The sequence below is a fragment of the Calothrix sp. CBUCES-K 9914 genome (assembly GCF_059640475.1).
The window spans coordinates 1-17,424 of sequence record NZ_JBXXZH010000017.1 but is presented as its reverse complement, the minus strand read 5'-3'; the positions used below and the strand labels follow the sequence as shown (position 1 = coordinate 17,424).

At 37.4% G+C, this 17,424-nt stretch carries 15 protein-coding genes; 4 read left to right on the top strand and 11 right to left on the bottom strand.

Annotation, left to right across the window (positions count from 1 at the left end; genetic code table 11):
- Window positions 1-12 precede the first annotated feature (12 nt).
- From AC2JBO_RS05715 to dpdE, 3 genes are all read right to left on the bottom strand, one after another.
- The gene (locus tag AC2JBO_RS05715) at window positions 13-441 is read right to left on the bottom strand and encodes a hypothetical protein (RefSeq protein WP_496952668.1); all 429 of its coding nucleotides are present in this window, start codon (window positions 439-441) and stop codon (window positions 13-15) included.
- Window positions 431-1,255: a hypothetical protein gene (locus tag AC2JBO_RS05710; protein WP_496952667.1), complete on the bottom strand. Its 825-nt coding sequence runs from the start codon at window positions 1,253-1,255 to the stop codon at window positions 431-433. Before AC2JBO_RS05710 ends, AC2JBO_RS05715 begins: the two co-directional genes overlap by 11 nt.
- Before the next feature lie 653 nt (window positions 1,256-1,908).
- Window positions 1,909-5,319, bottom strand: coding sequence for a protein DpdE (dpdE, locus tag AC2JBO_RS05705; RefSeq protein WP_496952666.1), 3,411 nt, complete (start codon window positions 5,317-5,319; stop codon window positions 1,909-1,911).
- 279 nt (window positions 5,320-5,598) lie between these two features.
- Between dpdE and AC2JBO_RS05700 the strand changes: the two genes are divergently transcribed.
- On the top strand, window positions 5,599-6,252 hold the full coding sequence (locus tag AC2JBO_RS05700) for a 3'-5' exonuclease (RefSeq protein WP_496952665.1): 654 nt from the start codon (window positions 5,599-5,601) through the stop codon (window positions 6,250-6,252).
- Between the two features lie 66 nt (window positions 6,253-6,318).
- Here the strand turns inward: AC2JBO_RS05700 and AC2JBO_RS05695 are convergent, their stop codons facing one another.
- From AC2JBO_RS05695 to AC2JBO_RS05670, 6 genes are all read right to left on the bottom strand, one after another.
- On the bottom strand, window positions 6,319-7,230 hold the full coding sequence (locus tag AC2JBO_RS05695) for an ABC transporter permease (RefSeq protein WP_496952664.1): 912 nt from the start codon (window positions 7,228-7,230) through the stop codon (window positions 6,319-6,321).
- Entirely contained in the window at window positions 7,223-8,245 is a 1,023-nt protein-coding gene (locus AC2JBO_RS05690) for an ABC transporter permease (protein ID WP_496952663.1), read from the bottom strand. Before AC2JBO_RS05690 ends, AC2JBO_RS05695 begins: the two co-directional genes overlap by 8 nt.
- Window positions 8,246-8,474: 229 nt before the next feature.
- Window positions 8,475-9,050 (bottom strand): DUF1877 family protein, encoded by a 576-nt coding sequence (locus AC2JBO_RS05685; protein WP_496952662.1) that lies wholly within the window; start codon window positions 9,048-9,050, stop codon window positions 8,475-8,477.
- A 3-nt stretch (window positions 9,051-9,053) separates the two neighbouring features.
- The gene (locus AC2JBO_RS05680; protein ID WP_496952661.1) at window positions 9,054-10,481 is read right to left on the bottom strand and encodes an ABC transporter ATP-binding protein; all 1,428 of its coding nucleotides are present in this window, start codon (window positions 10,479-10,481) and stop codon (window positions 9,054-9,056) included.
- A 48-nt stretch (window positions 10,482-10,529) separates the two neighbouring features.
- The gene (locus tag AC2JBO_RS05675; RefSeq protein WP_496952660.1) at window positions 10,530-11,528 is read right to left on the bottom strand and encodes a BMP family protein; all 999 of its coding nucleotides are present in this window, start codon (window positions 11,526-11,528) and stop codon (window positions 10,530-10,532) included.
- A 133-nt stretch (window positions 11,529-11,661) separates the two neighbouring features.
- Window positions 11,662-13,056 carry a transglutaminase domain-containing protein gene (locus AC2JBO_RS05670; RefSeq protein WP_496952659.1) on the bottom strand — a complete coding sequence of 465 codons (1,395 nt, stop codon included), beginning with the start codon at window positions 13,054-13,056 and terminating at the stop codon, window positions 11,662-11,664.
- 313 nt (window positions 13,057-13,369) lie between these two features.
- Here AC2JBO_RS05670 and AC2JBO_RS05665 point away from each other — a divergent pair, with 313 nt between their 5' ends.
- The 3 genes from AC2JBO_RS05665 to AC2JBO_RS05655 all read left to right on the top strand — a co-directional run bounded on the left by AC2JBO_RS05665 (window position 13,370) and on the right by AC2JBO_RS05655 (window position 15,075).
- The gene (locus AC2JBO_RS05665; RefSeq protein WP_496952658.1) at window positions 13,370-13,816 is read left to right on the top strand and encodes a DoxX family protein; all 447 of its coding nucleotides are present in this window, start codon (window positions 13,370-13,372) and stop codon (window positions 13,814-13,816) included.
- A 109-nt stretch (window positions 13,817-13,925) separates the two neighbouring features.
- Entirely contained in the window at window positions 13,926-14,420 is a 495-nt protein-coding gene (locus tag AC2JBO_RS05660; protein WP_496952657.1) for an ureidoglycolate lyase, read from the top strand.
- 133 nt (window positions 14,421-14,553) lie between these two features.
- Window positions 14,554-15,075 carry a DUF4330 domain-containing protein gene (locus tag AC2JBO_RS05655; RefSeq protein WP_496952656.1) on the top strand — a complete coding sequence of 174 codons (522 nt, stop codon included), beginning with the start codon at window positions 14,554-14,556 and terminating at the stop codon, window positions 15,073-15,075.
- Window positions 15,076-15,127: 52 nt separating this feature from the next.
- On the opposite strand, the gene AC2JBO_RS05650 is transcribed toward AC2JBO_RS05655, so the two are convergent.
- Window positions 15,128-15,571 carry a retroviral-like aspartic protease family protein gene (locus AC2JBO_RS05650; protein WP_496952655.1) on the bottom strand — a complete coding sequence of 148 codons (444 nt, stop codon included), beginning with the start codon at window positions 15,569-15,571 and terminating at the stop codon, window positions 15,128-15,130.
- Window positions 15,572-15,590: 19 nt separating this feature from the next.
- Window positions 15,591-17,424 (bottom strand): poly(A) polymerase (locus AC2JBO_RS05645; protein ID WP_496952654.1); only part of this gene is annotated, 1,834 nt, incomplete at its 5' end.

Here is a 17,424-nt window from a genome sequence, read left to right as displayed (position 1 = left end):
TATATATTTTGTTTATATATATTGAATGCGGCTTTCGTCCCAATCGGTAGGCGCCAATTTACGGGGTAGTATTATCCAAAGGATGCTTTCCAAGTGTCGGGTAGTATCAAGGTTTTTCCAGAAAAAGGTAACTTTTGAATCTTGCTCTGTGTATAAATATGTAATAAAGCAATCAAAGTCAGAGAGAAGTACGACAGGTTTACTTACCTCTACGCATATTTTTTTAATTTCATCTACTTCACGAGCTAGATGCAAATTCAACTTCAAAAAGCGACTTGTTGCTGGTGTACGATCTATCAGATTATCTCGATAACTAATGCACTCAGCATTTTCATATAAAGCAAGCTGTTTTAAGTCTAAGTCATTTGGAGTGTCCCACAGCAGTAAATGAGGACGGTCACTTGGTTGCGCTTCACGTAACTTTAAATCTTTAATGAGCATAAGCTTTCTCCAATAAGGTCATTGGGTTATCCCATCGACGAATTACTTGTGCCGGAGAAACCGCGCGTCTTTGTTCAATAATTGCTAATGTCTCCATTTGATTCAAATAACTTTGAAGAGTTGAAGCATCGATACCTAAAACAGGTGCCAGTCCCATTTTCTGATTTAAAATATCATCAGTTAATACTGAAGTTGTGGCGCCAAAATCACGTTCCCACAGTTTTGCTAAAAAATATCCAATTAAATAATAATTTTCTAAGTTCGTGTTGTAAGCATAATACTGGTCATCTTGCTTAGTCAGAAAACCACAAGACGCTAAAGCTTGAGATTCTGTATACGCGCGCAATATAAAAGAGAACCTTTGAGAAATTACATCACTCTTTTCCTCAAAAATCGCTCCTCCACAATTATGTAAATCTGTAGCTGTAAATATCTTATATTGTGGTAGAAAGCTATAAACAAAGTAAGACCAACCACCCCAGTCAGAAGGTTCATTCGGTGGTTTTTGTAGTCCTTTACTTCCAAAAGATAAATAAAAATGCATTAACCAACATGTTACGTACAACTCAAGGTAGGGGTCTAATTTCCAAACAAGCTCTCCTTCTGGGGTTAGACGTTTTCCTTTAACAAAACATCCACGCTCTGCCCAGCCTTTTATCTTTCCAACTTTTGCATTGCCTAAATTAGTTCTGTCCATCAAACCTTGAAGCGTATCATCTAAAGCTTTTTCTTCACTAGCAGCTTTGAGGATTCTACTGACTTCTTCCCTTTTTAAAGCAAACGTTCCATTGAAATGCATTTCTAATCGAGCCATAAATCATTATTCTGGTTAGTGTATTTGTTCTATATGAATTGATTATTAAGCTAACGATTGATTTTATACATTTAAAAGGTATTAAATCGTATAAATTTTTTGTAACATTAATTTTTAAAACTTGCCAACCGTAATTTTTGCACCTGTTACATCTCACAAACGCGCGTGTTTCATGTTCATCATTTCTAGTTTATGAATTACATATACTGTAGGCTATTATACATCTTTTAAAAGAAACATCTTGTGGATAGACATCTTGTGGGATGGGCATCCCTGCCCGTCCTACGTTCAGAGCGGGCAAGGATGCCCACTCCACTACCTTCAGCCCACTCCAATATTTTTTAATTTATTTTAAATATACTAAGTGAAATTACGGACGGCAATAAAACTGGGAACACAATATTTACAGTGATGATGTGCATTAATTATGCTAATAAGGCAAAATACTTAGCTTGGCTTATAAAGCATAAATAAAATTTACATGCACTTTTAACTAATAAAGATTATCGTATTCCCATAAGTTTAACATGCACTATTGTAATTTTGCCACAATAGTGACGTAAGTAGTCATCAATTTACCCTCTCTGTGTACTCCGTGTCTCTGTGGTAAAAATCTTTGTACTACCACGGAGGCACAGAAATACAGAGAGTTACTAGTAGTCCTCTTCTTCTCCTTGAACAGGATGGCGCCCGGAAACGATAATAAAGCCAACGGAGTCAAGACGAATGTTTGGGTGACGAATACCTTCTACTATTGCTTGATTGAGTTTGGCTTCTTCTACTACTTCCTGCGTTAGTGCTTTGTCAATGATTTTTTCTTGTTGCTTTATGCGGTTGAGACGCAGACGCAGTTGTTCGAGTCGTCTACCTAGTTTTTGTTCAGCGTGTGTAGCTGCTTTTTCACACTGTTCAATAAAACTATCCTGACTAATAAGTAACTCTACAGAAGTGTTACGCGCGTCACGACAAAAATCTTGCCATTCGTCTGGGTCTATAAAGTTATCAAGTATCGACAAACGACTTTTTGCTAGGTTGTAATCTTGGTTTGTGGCGCCTTTAACTGGAGTTTTGACGGTCATGTTAGCGCTCGTTTTGGCGCCAGCTTTATTTGCAGCTTTATTTACAGCTTTAACGGGAGGTTTAATCGGCGGTTTACCTTTTCCTTTGTAACCGCGTTGTAAAATCTCCAAAAGGACAGTATCCTCAACAATACTCATTGGCTCCTGTCGTGCGTCAATAAAGATGCTCTCGATAATTGGAGGAAACAAACTATCGGCACGACGCTGTAATGTTTTGTACTTGATGGGGTCTAATTTGTAGCTAGTTAAATCGGTTTCGATTATATAATCAAATCGAAAACCAAACCACTCCATACCTTCCTCTGTATCCCATGTATCATCAACTCGCCACATCGCGAATGCTTGACCTCTGTCGTCCCAATGTATATAAGATGACAGAGAATCTATCAGACCTTCACCAATTCGATAAAGGTTAATATGAGGTTTCTGATTAGCTACTCTCCGATTATAAGTACCTACATCATTTGTTAACCCAACAAAATAAGTTCTTAAATCGTCAATGGGTATCAACGTTTTGGATGTGGGTTCATAGCGTTGTGCCCCTGATACATTTGCATCACCCAACTGCTTTAAGCGTAAAGCGTTACACACCCAATCTTCTGTAACTCTTTCGATTTCTTGGTGACGAGCATCAAAATTATCTAAGTTTTCAAAATACTCGCTAGCGGTATCATCAAGTGCATCGATTTCATCAAGAGCGTTTTGTTCGTTAATTTTAATTAGCTCGGCGCCTATTTCGTGTTTAACTTGCTCTATGCTTTCTAACAGCCCCTGAGCTCCTGATTTAAATAAAGCTGCTTCCAATTTTGGCAACTTTTCATCCACATAAAACTGGAAACTCGCTATCGACTGTTCAAAGATATTAAACCCATCTTTCAACAATTGATACCAAGCATCATGGGGACTGTCATCGATCTCGGCGCCTGCAAATACCGTTAATTCTACATTCAACTGGCGCCCAATACGGTCAATTCTACCAATTCGTTGTTCCAAGCGATTTGGCGACCAAGGCAAGTCAAAATGTATCATCGAATCAGCATACTGCAAGTTACGACCTTCTTCACCCGAATAGTCGCAAACGAGAATAAAGCAGCTAGGGTCATTTTTGAATCTATCAAGACTCTTTTCTACTTGTGCGCGCGGTTCTCCTTGTTGATGACTTGCTATTGACGCTTCACCAAAGCTATCTCGCAAAAACTTGACAATTTGACCACAAGTTTGTATGTAGCTCGTAAATATAACTACTTTTGGTAGTCGGTCTCCAGGTATCGGTCTTTTTAACCGCAATTGTACCTGTTCGAGTAACTTGGGTATGTTGCTGCGGAACGACTGAAGTTTAAAGTTTTCTGACAGTTTGTAAAGTATTACTATTCTTAATAACACCAAACGGTCGCCATCTTCTGAGGGTTGGTCAAGAATTTTGAGCAAACCTCTCAAAATTTCTACTTCTTTGTCAAATTTGGGAGTTTCAACGAGAATTTTCAAACTATCAGCGTCAAACTCTTTTGCTAACTCAGTCGAAGAAATTGCCTTTAAACGCGCGCTGATGACTTGGTGTAAAAGACCTAACCAAGTTCCCGAAGCGCGGAACAATAGCAAAAAGATGCGTTGATACTGTGGAGTATCAGGTGCCAAACCTCGCCATTCTTCCATTAACTCATGCAGGTCGTAAACACGCTCATCCAAATCATACTCAGCTTTCGGCGCCACATTGCGGTCAAATATTACATCCTCTACAGACGCACGACGATTGCGAAGCATTCGACGATAAAGTCTATAAGTATCGCTAATGTGAGTCCGAATCGCTCTAACTATTTTATTTTCGTTACCAGTTTTTTCTTGTAAAGAATTTTGTAGTTTTTCTGCCAAATCTGATAAATATTTATCTTCGGGAAACAAACTGCAAAGCTGTGTAACCTGATTTTTGAGGACAAAATGATTTGCACCTTCTTTGAATGAAAGCAGCACTCGACCAATATCTTGACGTTTTGCCACCCGTTCACGAAAACCTTCTAAATCATCCAATTTATAATTTGTCGGGTCGAGCAGATGCAACATCGCCAAAAAATCTTGCTCGTTGTTAACAACTGGAGTCGCAGAAAGCAAAAGTAAGCGTTCCGATTGATGAGCAAGCGTCTTAAAACTGTCAAAGCTACTACGCTTTGTTGCTTCTGTTGACCTTGCCATTGCCGCAACATGGTGAGCCTCATCTATAATTAATAGCCCAATCTCTGCCTTAGCATTAACTTTTTGAACATCCTCAACTGCTGATAGTACTACCCTGTCGGGAAAATGTGATAAATAAAACTTATTTTTCAACTCAGTACGCCATTGTTCGAGTAAATACTGCGGCGCCAATATTACTGCACGTCGCTCTGGTTCATCGAGTAAATATTGACGCAAAATGGCGCCTGCTTCTACAGTTTTTCCCAGTCCAACCTCATCAGCGAGTAAGTAGCGTTGAATAGGGTCTTCAAGCACCCGACGTACAACCTCTACTTGGTGACGCAACAACTCAATATTCGCAGAAATTAACCCCGTCATCCCCCGACTAACCGCACGCTGCGAGGTTAAGTTTTTCACAAGCGCAAAACGTCTTTGGTGGAAATAAGGCGTTTCTTGACCCTTATACGCTAATATTTCAATCGGGTCTTCGATTGGCAAATTGCAGCGAACATATACATCGCGTTCCCTAGCAAACAACGTTTTACTATCGGGCAAATCAATTTGATAGGCGCCGTGGGAATCGTCCCAACCAAAAATGCGTCCTACTAACCATCTGCCAAGGTCTTCTGACCTAACGTAGCATCGAGTTTGACGCTGAAGTGTAACTCGACGCAACTCACTGAAAGGTACTGTCTCCTCAATACACTGCCCTACTGAGCAGAAATACTCAACTACTGCGTCTTGATTACTTTGTTGAACTACCTTTCCTATACCTAGTTCATTATCAAGCGAACGCACTAGTGAACCAATTTGAACCATAGTGGTAGTCCTACATGTACTTTTGCATAAACCTTAATAAGATATCTCTTTAGTTACTCTTAATCAACTTGCACACCAACCACTAACAACAATCTATAATAACGCAACGTAGCGTTGACTGTGCGATTAAACGACTAAACCACAACTATATCCAAAATCACCATCCAAAATCACCTAGCTGTTTTTAAGTACAAAAAATACTCTGTAGCAATAAATTTTACAATAGAAGAGGTGGAAGAAGCGGGTTTCTAGGCAAAAATATTTATGGAGTAATATAGCGTGAAGTTACATTCGACACGTCCGTTAGTATTCATTGATTTAGAGACAACAGGAGTAGATGTTAGCCAAGATAGAATTGTACAAATTGCTATTTTAAAGGTATATCCGGATGGAACACAAGAGGTAAAAAAGTTTATAGTCAATCCAACTATTTCCATACCTGAAGCTGCCTCTAGTATACATGGGATATATGACGAAGATGTACTTCAGGCGCCGACTTTTGGTACTATTGCAGCATCTGTAGCTCAATATATCGATGAGGGTGATTTTGCTGGATTTAATTCTAATAAGTTTGATATACCTTTATTAGTAGAATTCTCGCACGCGGGTATTGAATTTCAACTCGAAGGAAGAAAATACATCGACGTGCTAACAATATTCCACAAAATGGAACCTCGTACACTTAAAGCCGCATACAAATTATACTGCGGTAAAGAACTAGTCGGTGCCCATGATGCTGAAAATTATATCATGGCTACATACGAAGTTCTATTAGCTCAACTTTTGCGCTATGAAAATGTACCGTATGAAAACAAAGACGGTAACATATCTTATCCTGTAACTAATAATATAGATACTTTAGCAAACTTTACACCTTTTAATTTATTAGACTCCTCTCTCTGTGTACTCTGCGTCTCTGTGGTAAAAATATAACTTGTAAGGTGCGTGACGCCACCATATGCGAGCTTCGTTTAACAATTGTTGGTAGCGTCACGCACCCTACTTTTGGTAAGGTATACCTAATGCAGCAGGAGGTGTAGATTTACCTATTCCACCTATAAGAGCAATTAGAGCAACTACGTAAGGTAGCATCGTTAAGAATTGATACGGAATATTTACACCAAAGGCCTGTATCCTTAACTGTAAAGCTTCTGTGGCGCCAAACAATAGGCAAGCCAATGTAGTACCGATAGGATGCCATCTACCAAAGATTAGCGAAGCTATAGCAATAAATCCTCTACCTGCACTCATTCCTTCAGCAAAGTAATTAATTTGTACTAAAGCTAAATAGGCGCCACCGCAACCAACAAGACACCCACCAACAACTACGGCAATATAACGCACTAAAGTTACCGAAATTCCTGCTGTCTCAGCTGCAGAGGGATATTCTCCAACCGCGCGTAAGTTCAAACCAGGATTTGTATAAAAAAGAAAATACGTAGTTAGGATAATAATCAAAAACAGTAGATATACAAGAATATCCTGCTTAAATAAGATACCTATTATCGGAATATTGGCGATAACTGGAATCTGGAGCGCAGGTACTATCGGTAAACGCTCTGTATTGCTACTAAATATGAGGCGCCCTAAAAACGAAGTCAACCCACCTGCAACTAAATTAATAGCCAGTCCTGATACTAGTTGGTTAACCCGTAAAGTTACACATAAAAAAGCATGAAGTAATCCAACTAACCCACCTACTATCAATGCAGTCCCAATACCGACCCAAACATTACTACTATAAAAAGTTGCAGCCGCAGAAGTAAAGGCGCCTGTTAACAGCATTCCTTCCAAACCAATATTTAGAACACCCGAACGTTCAGAAAAAAGACCACCCATTGCAGCATAAGCAAGGGGAACTGAGAGACGTAGGGTTGATATAAGATAATCAGTTAGGAAATCATTATTCATGTTGTAGTTTCGGTTCTAATGCCAAAGCAATTGCAATAAATAATACCGTTAATCCTTGAATAGCATATATTACAGTTACAGGAACCCCAGCACTACGCTGTATAACATTGGCGCCACTTCGTAATGCAGCAAAGAATAAGGAATTTAGTACTACTCCTAGTACATTACCACGACTCAGAAAAGCAATCGCAATTGCATCAAAACCATAACCGGGTGAGACTTGTTCAAACAAGCGATACTTTAAACCCATCACTTCTGAGGCGCCTGCTAGTCCTGCCAACCCACCACTAGCAGCCATGACTAACATAATGGTACGGTGTACTGAAATACCTGCATAGTTAGAAGCTTTCTGATTTAAACCAACTGCTGTAATTCTGTAACCCAATGTAGAATGCTTAATAATTATATACATAATTCCTGCTGCCATTAATGCAAGCAATATACCTCCGTGAGCCAAACTTCCAGGTATAATAATGGGTAGCTGTGCGGACTTGGCTATCAGCGGTGAATATGGACTAGGTGCATTCGCCTCCTTCAACGGATTTTGCACCAAATAACTAATCAAATTAATTGCAATATAATTAAGCAGTAAAGTTGTAATCACTTCATTGACACCGCGTATTGCTTTGAGATAACCGGGTATCCAACCCCAAACAGCGCCAAAAACAAACCCTGCTAGTATTGCTAATGGGACATGAATAAACCCTGGCACCTGTACATATAAACCAACTAAAGTACTACCTAAGGCACCAAAATATATCTGTCCTTCCCCACCTATATTAAATTGTCCTGCTTTCAATGCTAGTAAAACTCCAGTACTAGTTAATAATAGTGGCGCCATTTTGGTAAGGGTATTACCAAAGCCAAAATAAGTAAATAATGATTCAGTAAATAATGCTGTATAAGCTGTGATAGGATTGGCGCCTGCAATGAGAATGAGAACGGCGCCGACTATTAAGGCAGAAGTAATAGCAATCAAAGGTGAGATAATAGGAAAAAAGCGGCTAGTCTTCATGTTGTTATCTCAAAAAGGTTTTTGTGGAATGAGCATCCCTTGTGGAATGGGCATCCTTGCCCGTTCCAAGTATAGAAGGCGGTTCGGGATGCCCACCCCACAATAAAATATTAAATATTTTTTGTTAAATAATCTTCTCTAACCAAAATGTAACAACATTGCATTTTCCTTTACGGTAGCATCTTTATAGTAAGTCAATAGTTGAGTGTATATATCATTTAAAAAGTATTCATAATTTACTTCTTCTAACCCATGAAACCTTAATCTTTCTTTCATTATGAGTGTGGGAAAACTCTGATAATGCTTGAGCTATTTCCTGAACCTCTTTATCAGTAAAGTAGATTATACCAAAATCTCGTTCATAATATCCTAAATCCTTTGCCCCAAAAATAGCGTTAATTAAAGGCAAACCATCATTTTGATTCTTACCAATCAAAAACGAGAACGATATCTCAGCATCAAATTCATAACCTGTGAGTAGAAAGTGAAGAAATTTCCATGTTTTATCAATATCTAAATAAACTCCTTTTCCCTCATTTTGAATTAAGTCTATATCTTCTTTTATTTTCTCAAATTCTTGGGGTTTATCTGTTTTTAATTTTTCTAATGTTTCTATATAATAATTTGTTGCTTCATTAAACCATTCAACATCACCTGCATCACTTTGATTAATTGTAAATTCTTCCCAAAATGGTGAGTCCGGCAAGTATTTCGCATCTAAAAACAATCCAGCAAAATCAGGATATTGTTTGAGTCTATTTAATAAATAGGGGGATACTTGTTTAAACTCTAATGTAATTCCCATAATTTATCTTTCTACCCCTCCCATGAGCAAACCTATTTCTTCAACTGTCGCATTCGCTGCATCCAATATACCAACAAACATACCTTTATACATTACAGCAATTCTGTCACTCATTGCCATTACTTCTTCTAACTCGGTTGAAATATATAAAATTGCTGCACCGCGTTCTCTTTGTGCGAGTAACCTTTGCTGTACTGCTTCAATTGCTCCAATATCTAACCCGCGCGTTCCTTGCATGGCTATAATTAACTTTGGTTCTCCAGCTAGTTCGCGCGCTAATATTATTTTTTGTTGGTTGCCACCAGAAAGCCGACTCACTTTAACATTAACATCAGGCGCCCGAATATCAAACTCTTCCATAGCAGATACTGCATTACTTTTAATTGCTTCTTGCTGTAAAAAACCACGACGAGAAAAAGGTTGATTTTTAAAAGCTTTTAATATCAAGTTTTGGGCAATATTGAATTGTAATATTAAACCTGTTTTTTGCCTATCCTCTGGAATATATCCTGTTGCTACCTCAGTTTTGATAAGAGCATCAGCTAACTCTCGCTGTCCATTACCATCAACACCAGCAATACCTAATATTTCTCCCGCACGCAGTTCAAAAGAAATATTTTTAACTACCGTAACACCTCTATCATCTTTGACATTTAAATTGTTTATTGATAATACAATTTCACCTTTCGGAACAGGTTTTTTATCTAGATGTAAACTAACTTGGCGCCCAACCATTAATTCAGCAAGTTGTTGTGATGTTGTTTGCTGCGTCGTTGTTGTTGCTACTACCTTTCCTCTTCGCAGTACTGTTACAGTGTCACATAAATTAATTACTTCTTCTAATTTATGACTGATAAAGATAATAGTATGTCCAGTTGCTGCCAGTTGACGGAGAATAGCAATTAATGATTTTACTTCCAATGGAGTTAAAACTGCTGTAGGTTCATCAAGAATTAATAATTTCGCTTGACGGTAGAGAACTTTTAGTATTTCGACACGCTGCTGCATTCCTACAGGTAAATCTTCGACTTTAGCAGTAGGGTCAATTTCTAAATTATACGCTTGAGATAAAGCTTTGACTTCGGCTTGTTTTTGACGTATATTTAAATTAATATTTTTACCAGTGCCAAGAATTATATTTTCAGTAACAGTCAATTGGGGTACAAGCATAAAATGCTGATGTATCATGCCAATACCAAGCTTTATAGCATCAGTAGATGAGGTAATGGTAACGAGTTTTTCTTGTAAATATATTTGTCCTACATCTGGCTGATATAACCCGCTGATAATATTCATTAAAGTAGACTTTCCGGCGCCGTTCTCTCCAAGAATAGCGTGAATACTTCCAGACTCAACAGATAAATTTATATTATCGTTGGCAATAAAGGCACCAAATTGTTTAGTAATATTCTCTAGGCGTAAATATACCATAATCAACTGTTGTGGAATGCTCTTGTGGAACAGGCATCCCTGCCTGTTTTAAAAACTAATCTTCTTATCTATTATTTGTTGCTTAACACTCAACACTTGTTTTTGCACAGCTTGGGGTACAGCATCACTAAATTTACCTAAAGTCAAAATATCAGGTCTTTCTAAACCAAGCTTATAAACCTGTCCCTTTATTTCCTTCTTCTGTGCGAGTTCTGCTAAATATGTAATTGCCACATCTAAATGTTTTACCGCACTAGTTAAAACAGCTTTAGGTGCTATATCAAACTGGTCATTTGTATTACCAAATGCATAAACCCCTTTATCACTCGCAGTTTGTAGTACAGCAGCAGAAGCACTATCTAACCATTGGTAGATGACATCAGCACCTGTTGATATTAAAGCCAGTGTAGCTTCTTTGGCTTTTGCGACATCGTTCCAGTCACCCGTAAAAGTCTGAGTTATTTGAATATCTTTTTTAATTGACTTGGCGCCTAATTCAAACCCGCGTAACTCTTCCTGCGTTGCTTGAAATTTTTGTCCTGCTATATAAGCAAGTTTATTCGATTTTGTCATATTAGCGGCGATAATTCCGCATAAATAACTTGCTTGCAAATGGTCTATTCTCAGAGAAGCGATATTGGCGCCGAAGATGTTACCATTAACACCAATAAAGAATGTATTGGGAAACTGAGGTGCGATTTGTTGAAGTGCAGCGTCAAATTGTCCACCGTGAGCAATGACTAAATTATAGCCACGACGCGCGAAGTCTGATAATACCTCAGTTTGGTCACTTTGGGCAACTTTTTCAACGTGGGCAGTTTCTACTCCTAACTTTTGTTTTGCTAGTTGTACTCCTTCGTATCCAGACTGGTTCCAAGCTTTATCGCTGATAACTCCCGGAAGTGCAATAGCAATTTTAAATCCCCTACTACTGTTAGTTGTGGTTTGTGGTGTTTGGTTATTGCTACAAGCTACAGGAATTAAGCTACCACAAACTAAAGCTGAGGTGTATAAAATAAATTTACGTCTATTACAATTTATATTCATCGATAAACCTGCTACGTATTCCTGTTTTAATAGATGTAATATGTATTATCTCACATCTCGCACCCACACCCGACAGGGCTACTCAGGAGAAATATCAAACTCAAGTCGCGGCAGATGGGACAAGAGTGTAAAACTAAAGTACTCGAAATTTAAGCTGACCAACAGGTATATACTTTTGTTCAGAGCTATATAAGCTATATATTATAACTTGATAATTACCTGGTTTTTCAGGCTGACAAGTAATTTTAATCACTCCTTCTGGATTTGTTTGGCTTGAACATTTCTTTATATATTGTTTCTGTTGGGAAGATTGATTACTTTGTGACTCCAAAAATCTTGAAAAATTATAAAATATAGATTCGTTGTCTTTTGCTTTAGTCAATAAAGCTACAAGTTGGTTTTGATTACTTTGAACACTTTTAATTTCAATTATTGCAGTTTTTGTAACATCTGTTTGATTTTGGGTAGGTGAAATCAACTTTAAATCTTCTATAAAAAATTGAGGGGTCAAAATAGGATTATTTTCAAAGTCCTTTTGGTTTTTAGAGCTAGGTAAAAGTTGCCAGTCTACGATGTCGGGGAAATGGCTTAAAATCATTGCTTTGGGAGGAAGCATTAAATAATCTGCATTATAAGACTCATTATCATCCCAAGTCGTATCTACTAATTGCCAATGACCTGAAACTTTAACTGCATTCCAAGCATGACGTGTCCAGTTGTATTCAGAATGCAGAAGTTTTATTGTTTCAGGAATTACATCAGTAGGAGCTAAATCTTTACGAATGTCTCCTTCAATATAAACAACCTTTATACCAATAGTTTGTGCCAATGCTACAAAAAGATTAGCATAACCCTCACAAACTGCTTTACGATTTTGAAAGACACTTTGAGCATCTTGAGAAGGTCTGATTCCTGTTTTTAACACATTTAAATCGTATGTAATCCGCTTGATAACATAATCATGTAAAGCTTTAATGATTAAATACTCATCTTTTTCATGTTGAGCAATATATTTTGCAACAGATTTAATGCTTTTTTCAACACCTGACGGCATATTAGCAACAACTGGATGAATGGTATTATGTTCTTTCCAAGGCCAAGGTGAGTTTAAAATTGGAGGTTTTGGCTGGTAAATTAAACGTGCAAAAAACCCGTTTATTTGATTATTAATCATAAACGAATTATACTGAAAAATCAGTGCAGATAATAATATAATAATTCCAAATAAAGATTTAGTATTAAGACGTTTGAAACTCTTCAATTGAAAACGTTGATTTTGTTGAAAATAATTATTTGTTTTAATATAAGTAATTAGACTCAAAAGTAAAATTAGTCCCAGAATAAATATAGGTGTGATTGCAGGAATAGCGAAATTGCCGATTTTAATAATTTTATTGCTTTGAACGAATAAATATATAACTCCAACACTTACACTTAACAAAAGTAATGCAATTAAAACTGCACGTTTCTGTTGCTTTTTACGCTTACGAAGTTCTAAAATAAAACGCTCTTCAAGATTTTCAGGCATAAATAGACTCTATTTAGTAACCATTTACTGCTAATTAATAATGTAAATATATATTTGCCCAATAAAATTACTTATTTGAGTATAAGCTCATCTTATTGGGAGTTTTACCTACATCTGTAACCATATATTTCTGACATCCAGATACTTATGCAATTGGACAACGGCTGTTTGCTATAATTGTTTCGCCCTTGACAAGCGCGCGCGTTATGTCAAAAGGATTTGCACATCGAATTCTAACTGCTGACTGACGACACGTTTACACGCTTGTTGGCAAAATAAAGAAATTCGTTTGTATATAATTGGCGCCATCGCAATGAGTAACAGAAAAGAACTTTTACGGGTAATCCTTGCTGTAGCTATCATTATTGTGGGGATAACACATTTTACTGCTGTGGAACCATACGCGAGAATAGTTCCACCTCAACTGCCTAACCCAGATTTTTGGGTGTACCTCAGTGGTTTTTTTGAAATTTTAGGCGGTATTGGTTTACTTGTACCACCTGTTAGTCAAGCGGCAGCATGGGGTTTATTTGCACTATTCATTGCTGTATATCCAGCGAATATCAATATGGCAATTAACCATATTAAGATTAATGAATATATTCCAACATCAAATTGGTTCCATGCTATAAGACTGCCTTTACAATTTGTCTTGTTTGCCTGGGCACTATGGTATACTAAGCCCTCGGATGACCCAGAAAAACAAGCATCGATTATTCCCAAGCGATTCCTCCCTAAATCAGTAGAAGCTGAAATGTAATTTCCTCTGTGTCCTTTGTGTCTCTGTGGTAATAATATCTTTTTTTTCACCACAGAGACGCTCTTAGCGCAGAGAGCAAGAGGTTAAAGTTATAAAATTATTTAAAGCTATGGCGCCATCAAAAACTGTACAGCAAATCAAGGCAGAGTTAATTACACCAGAAAATTTCAGTGACTACGGACAAGTCATTTTTGCGAGTCAAGATGGTAAAAGCTTTGATAGCGAAGATGCTCAGTTAGTTTTGGATAAGGGTGTACCGCGTTTTTATATAATGCATTTAACTAAGCGTGGTAATAAATTTTACAATATTACTCGTCATAGTCAATGTACACAGTGTTTAGGTTCTTTGGAAGGAAAAGACTGGTTAATTGCTGTATGTCCAGCTAATAACAATGTGAATGAACCTGATTTAGATAGAATGAAAGCATTTAAAATTCTAGGAAACTGTTTTATCAAGTTGAATGTGGGAACTTGGCACGCAGGTCCATATTTTGAGCATGATAGTGTAGATTTTTATAATTTGGAATTGAGCGATACGAATATTGTTGACCATTACACGCATAGTTTTCTCAAGAGTCACCAAATTGAGTTTGAGATAGTTTAGCTTGGGTATGTACGGCAAACTGGCAAACAAATTAATGATTCAAGTGACTTAATAAAGGCTAGGATTAGTAAACGTAGCATCTGTAATTAGGTGTCACGACTTGTTCAGTTTGCATAATTAGGCACTTATTAGAATGGTAAATTTGAATTTTAAGAGCCGCTTATTTAGCTTGTTTACAAGACTATTATCTTTTCGTAGGCGCCTTTTACTAGTAATTTTACTGTCGTTAGTAAGTATTTTTTGTTATCCATCGTTGAGTTTCGCGCAACCAAGTTCGACTCAACCAGTAGAAATTGATTTATTTGTGCAAGGTTTGAGCGTTAAAAATCCGAAAGCTTTTCTAGAACAGGGACTAAAACCAGGTACTCAAACTGATATTACACTTAAAAATCAACCTGAAGGTAAGCTCAATATTAAATCAGTCAAACAAGTACCGATAACTGTTTCTGTACCGCAACCGGATGGTTCAGTTAAGGAGTTACCTGACCCGAAGCAAAACTTTAGGATGGATATATTAATTACTTTGACAGGTCAAGCGAGTGTGCAGGATAAGGGATTATATTTGGGTAAAAGTCGTTTAAAGATTGGTACACCTGCTGAAATCGAAGGTTTTAATTATTTCACGAGAGCAACCGTTATTGATGTGCGGTCATAAAAATGTGTATATGTAGAGACGTGACATGTCACGTCTCCACAATATAACCGTTTTATATACGAAAAACAGGAGCATCCGGATTTTTAGGATTTGGAATTAAACGATGGTTTTTATAGTCCACGAATAAATCTAAACCGAGCAAAATAGTCTGACCGATTAATACTTTATCTCCAGTAACTAATGCTGCTTGTACTGTTTTTCGTCCTTTTATTTCGATTAAAATAGCTCCAGTTAGTCCTACCATTTCTTGTCTTCCATCTTCATATGTTGCTAGTTCTTGACTACGAATACGTAAACCAAGTTGTTGTGCTACATGCATTGGAATGATAGTGCGTACTGCACTGGTGTCTATTAATGCTTCTGTTTCGTAGTAACGTAATTGGTTAGAATTAAGCAATCCACAACTTACTAGTTCCTCATCAATTGCGTTTGTTAGCTTCACGCTGACTTTAATTTCTTGATTTTGCCAATTTTGTATTTTATTGAAGTTTAGCATTTTATGATGTCCTTTCTATTCAGTGAGAAACCCGGTTTCTGTTTGTACTAGTGAGGATTGTTATGTTCAGTGTGGAAGAAACTTGGTTTCTTTGCGATATAAAGTCTAAAGCTAGTTGCTCTATTGCTTCGATATTACAATTTGGGGGAAGATGTAAGAAGAGTGTTAGAGAGGCGCCATTTTCAATTTTATCAAGTTTGGTGCTAGGTCGAACTAATATGTCGAGTTGTTCGAGTTGAATAATTAACCCAACAATACAACCTTCTAATATACCGCAGTGTTTTTCTAACTCTTGTGGGTTTGAGTTTGTGACTGTGATTTCTAGAAAGGTGTTATATTCTTGCTGTAAATTAACTTCTTCAAATAAAGATGCCCAGTTTATTGTACCAGCATTTAATATTGGCTTTGTTAATTCGGCGCCTCTTTGAATTTCTGAGCGTAGTATTTGGGATGTGGAGCGGGTAATATTACGCGCGGTATTTTGAGAAGGTTCTATAGATGTAATTATTGGCAACCTGTCGCGATATAGAGACGTTACATGTAACGTCTCTACATTATATTGGCGCCCTGCTTCTGTGAGGGAAATAGGTTGTTTCCAGTCGTGCTGGTTTAACGTTTGGAAGAAGTGAGCAAGCAGTAGTTCAACACTTTGGGAAGCTTGATTGTAACAAGTGCAACTCCAAGCTGCTAGTATAACCCATGAGAATCCACCGAGGAAACCCCAAGCATTTCCATAGATACAGCGTGATTTTGCCCAAGCTCTTACTGCTCTTAATAATTTTTTGAATAAATCAAATGACACATATTTGGAGACAGTATCTATAATTAAATCAGCTTCCCAGCAACCGATAATAGCTTTGAGACTAGCTGCGTCTATTCTACGTTCAATCGCTGATGCTGTGCTTTCGTAGCGCGCGTATAATAAATCTATAGATATTGTCTCAATTTTTAAGCGTAATACAGGAACGCGCGCGTCAAGCACTACTTGGGAGGATTCGCATAATTCTTGTAGATGTTGCTGGACGTTGTGAAGAAATGTTTCTCCAACTATATAACTAGGTATTACGCAAACTATATCTATATCGCTTTCGGGAGTTTGGACACCTAAACGCGCGGAACCAAGTAAATGCAGTGTTGGTGTAGTACCCAAACATTCTGCACACACTTGTTTAATAATGTCTATTATAGTTTGACGCTGTATTTGCTGTGTTTGGGTAAGTTCGGGTTGTAAGTGGTTGATTATTTGTTGTAATTCGTTTTTTCCTCCCAAAGGTATAATATGTTTAATTTCAAATGGTTTATCACCTCGACGACTAATTAAAGCCACTGAATTAACTGTAAAACTAACTTGGCGCCATTGAGGTAACATGGAACGTGCGGTCTCTGGGTTAGGAAATTGTCCGATACTAAGATGCGGTGTAAAACCTTTGCCAGATTTTTTGCTTTGTTCGTCGCATTGTGGAAATAGATTTTGTAAAATGGTTTGCAATTCATGTAGAGACGCGACATGTCGCGTCTCATGTTGCGTCTGTTCAACAACAGGACGTAACCAAGCGGTACAGCTTTTACGATGGGTAAATGTGCCATACTCAGTTAATGTAATTGTGAATGGTTCTAGTTTTGATAGTTCAGGTGAGATTATTTCAACAGCTTGTTCAAAGTAAGATTCTGGTAAAAAGCCATATATTAGAGTAATATGTGGCATCCAGCGCTCAAACCTGGCATCATATTTTTGGCGTATTGTTTGAATAGCTGGTAAAACGTCATCTGGTGGAATTATGACGATAGCGCTTTGATAAATTGGACTAATTGTAGTTAAGTCGATTTTATCTGGTATGTAAGGCGCCTCAACA

Bases quoted from the DNA above. Each gene is read 5' to 3' on its own strand.
- AC2JBO_RS05685 (WP_496952662.1), bottom strand. From the start codon at position 9,050: ATGGGAATTACATTAGAGTTTAAACAAGTATCCCCCTATTTATTAAAT.
- AC2JBO_RS05690 (WP_496952663.1), bottom strand. From the start codon at position 8,245: ATGAAGACTAGCCGCTTTTTTCCTATTATCTCACCTTTGATTGCTATT.
- AC2JBO_RS05715 (WP_496952668.1), bottom strand. From the start codon at position 441: ATGCTCATTAAAGATTTAAAGTTACGTGAAGCGCAACCAAGTGACCGT.
- AC2JBO_RS05670 (WP_496952659.1), bottom strand. From the start codon at position 13,056: ATGCCTGAAAATCTTGAAGAGCGTTTTATTTTAGAACTTCGTAAGCGT.
- AC2JBO_RS05665 (WP_496952658.1), top strand. From the start codon at position 13,370: ATGAGTAACAGAAAAGAACTTTTACGGGTAATCCTTGCTGTAGCTATC.
- AC2JBO_RS05650 (WP_496952655.1), bottom strand. From the start codon at position 15,571: ATGCTAAACTTCAATAAAATACAAAATTGGCAAAATCAAGAAATTAAA.
- AC2JBO_RS05680 (WP_496952661.1), bottom strand. From the start codon at position 10,481: ATGGTATATTTACGCCTAGAGAATATTACTAAACAATTTGGTGCCTTT.
- AC2JBO_RS05710 (WP_496952667.1), bottom strand. From the start codon at position 1,255: ATGGCTCGATTAGAAATGCATTTCAATGGAACGTTTGCTTTAAAAAGG.
- dpdE (WP_496952666.1), bottom strand. From the start codon at position 5,319: ATGGTTCAAATTGGTTCACTAGTGCGTTCGCTTGATAATGAACTAGGT.
- AC2JBO_RS05655 (WP_496952656.1), top strand. From the start codon at position 14,554: ATGGTAAATTTGAATTTTAAGAGCCGCTTATTTAGCTTGTTTACAAGA.
- AC2JBO_RS05660 (WP_496952657.1), top strand. From the start codon at position 13,926: ATGGCGCCATCAAAAACTGTACAGCAAATCAAGGCAGAGTTAATTACA.
- AC2JBO_RS05675 (WP_496952660.1), bottom strand. From the start codon at position 11,528: ATGAATATAAATTGTAATAGACGTAAATTTATTTTATACACCTCAGCT.
- AC2JBO_RS05695 (WP_496952664.1), bottom strand. From the start codon at position 7,230: ATGAATAATGATTTCCTAACTGATTATCTTATATCAACCCTACGTCTC.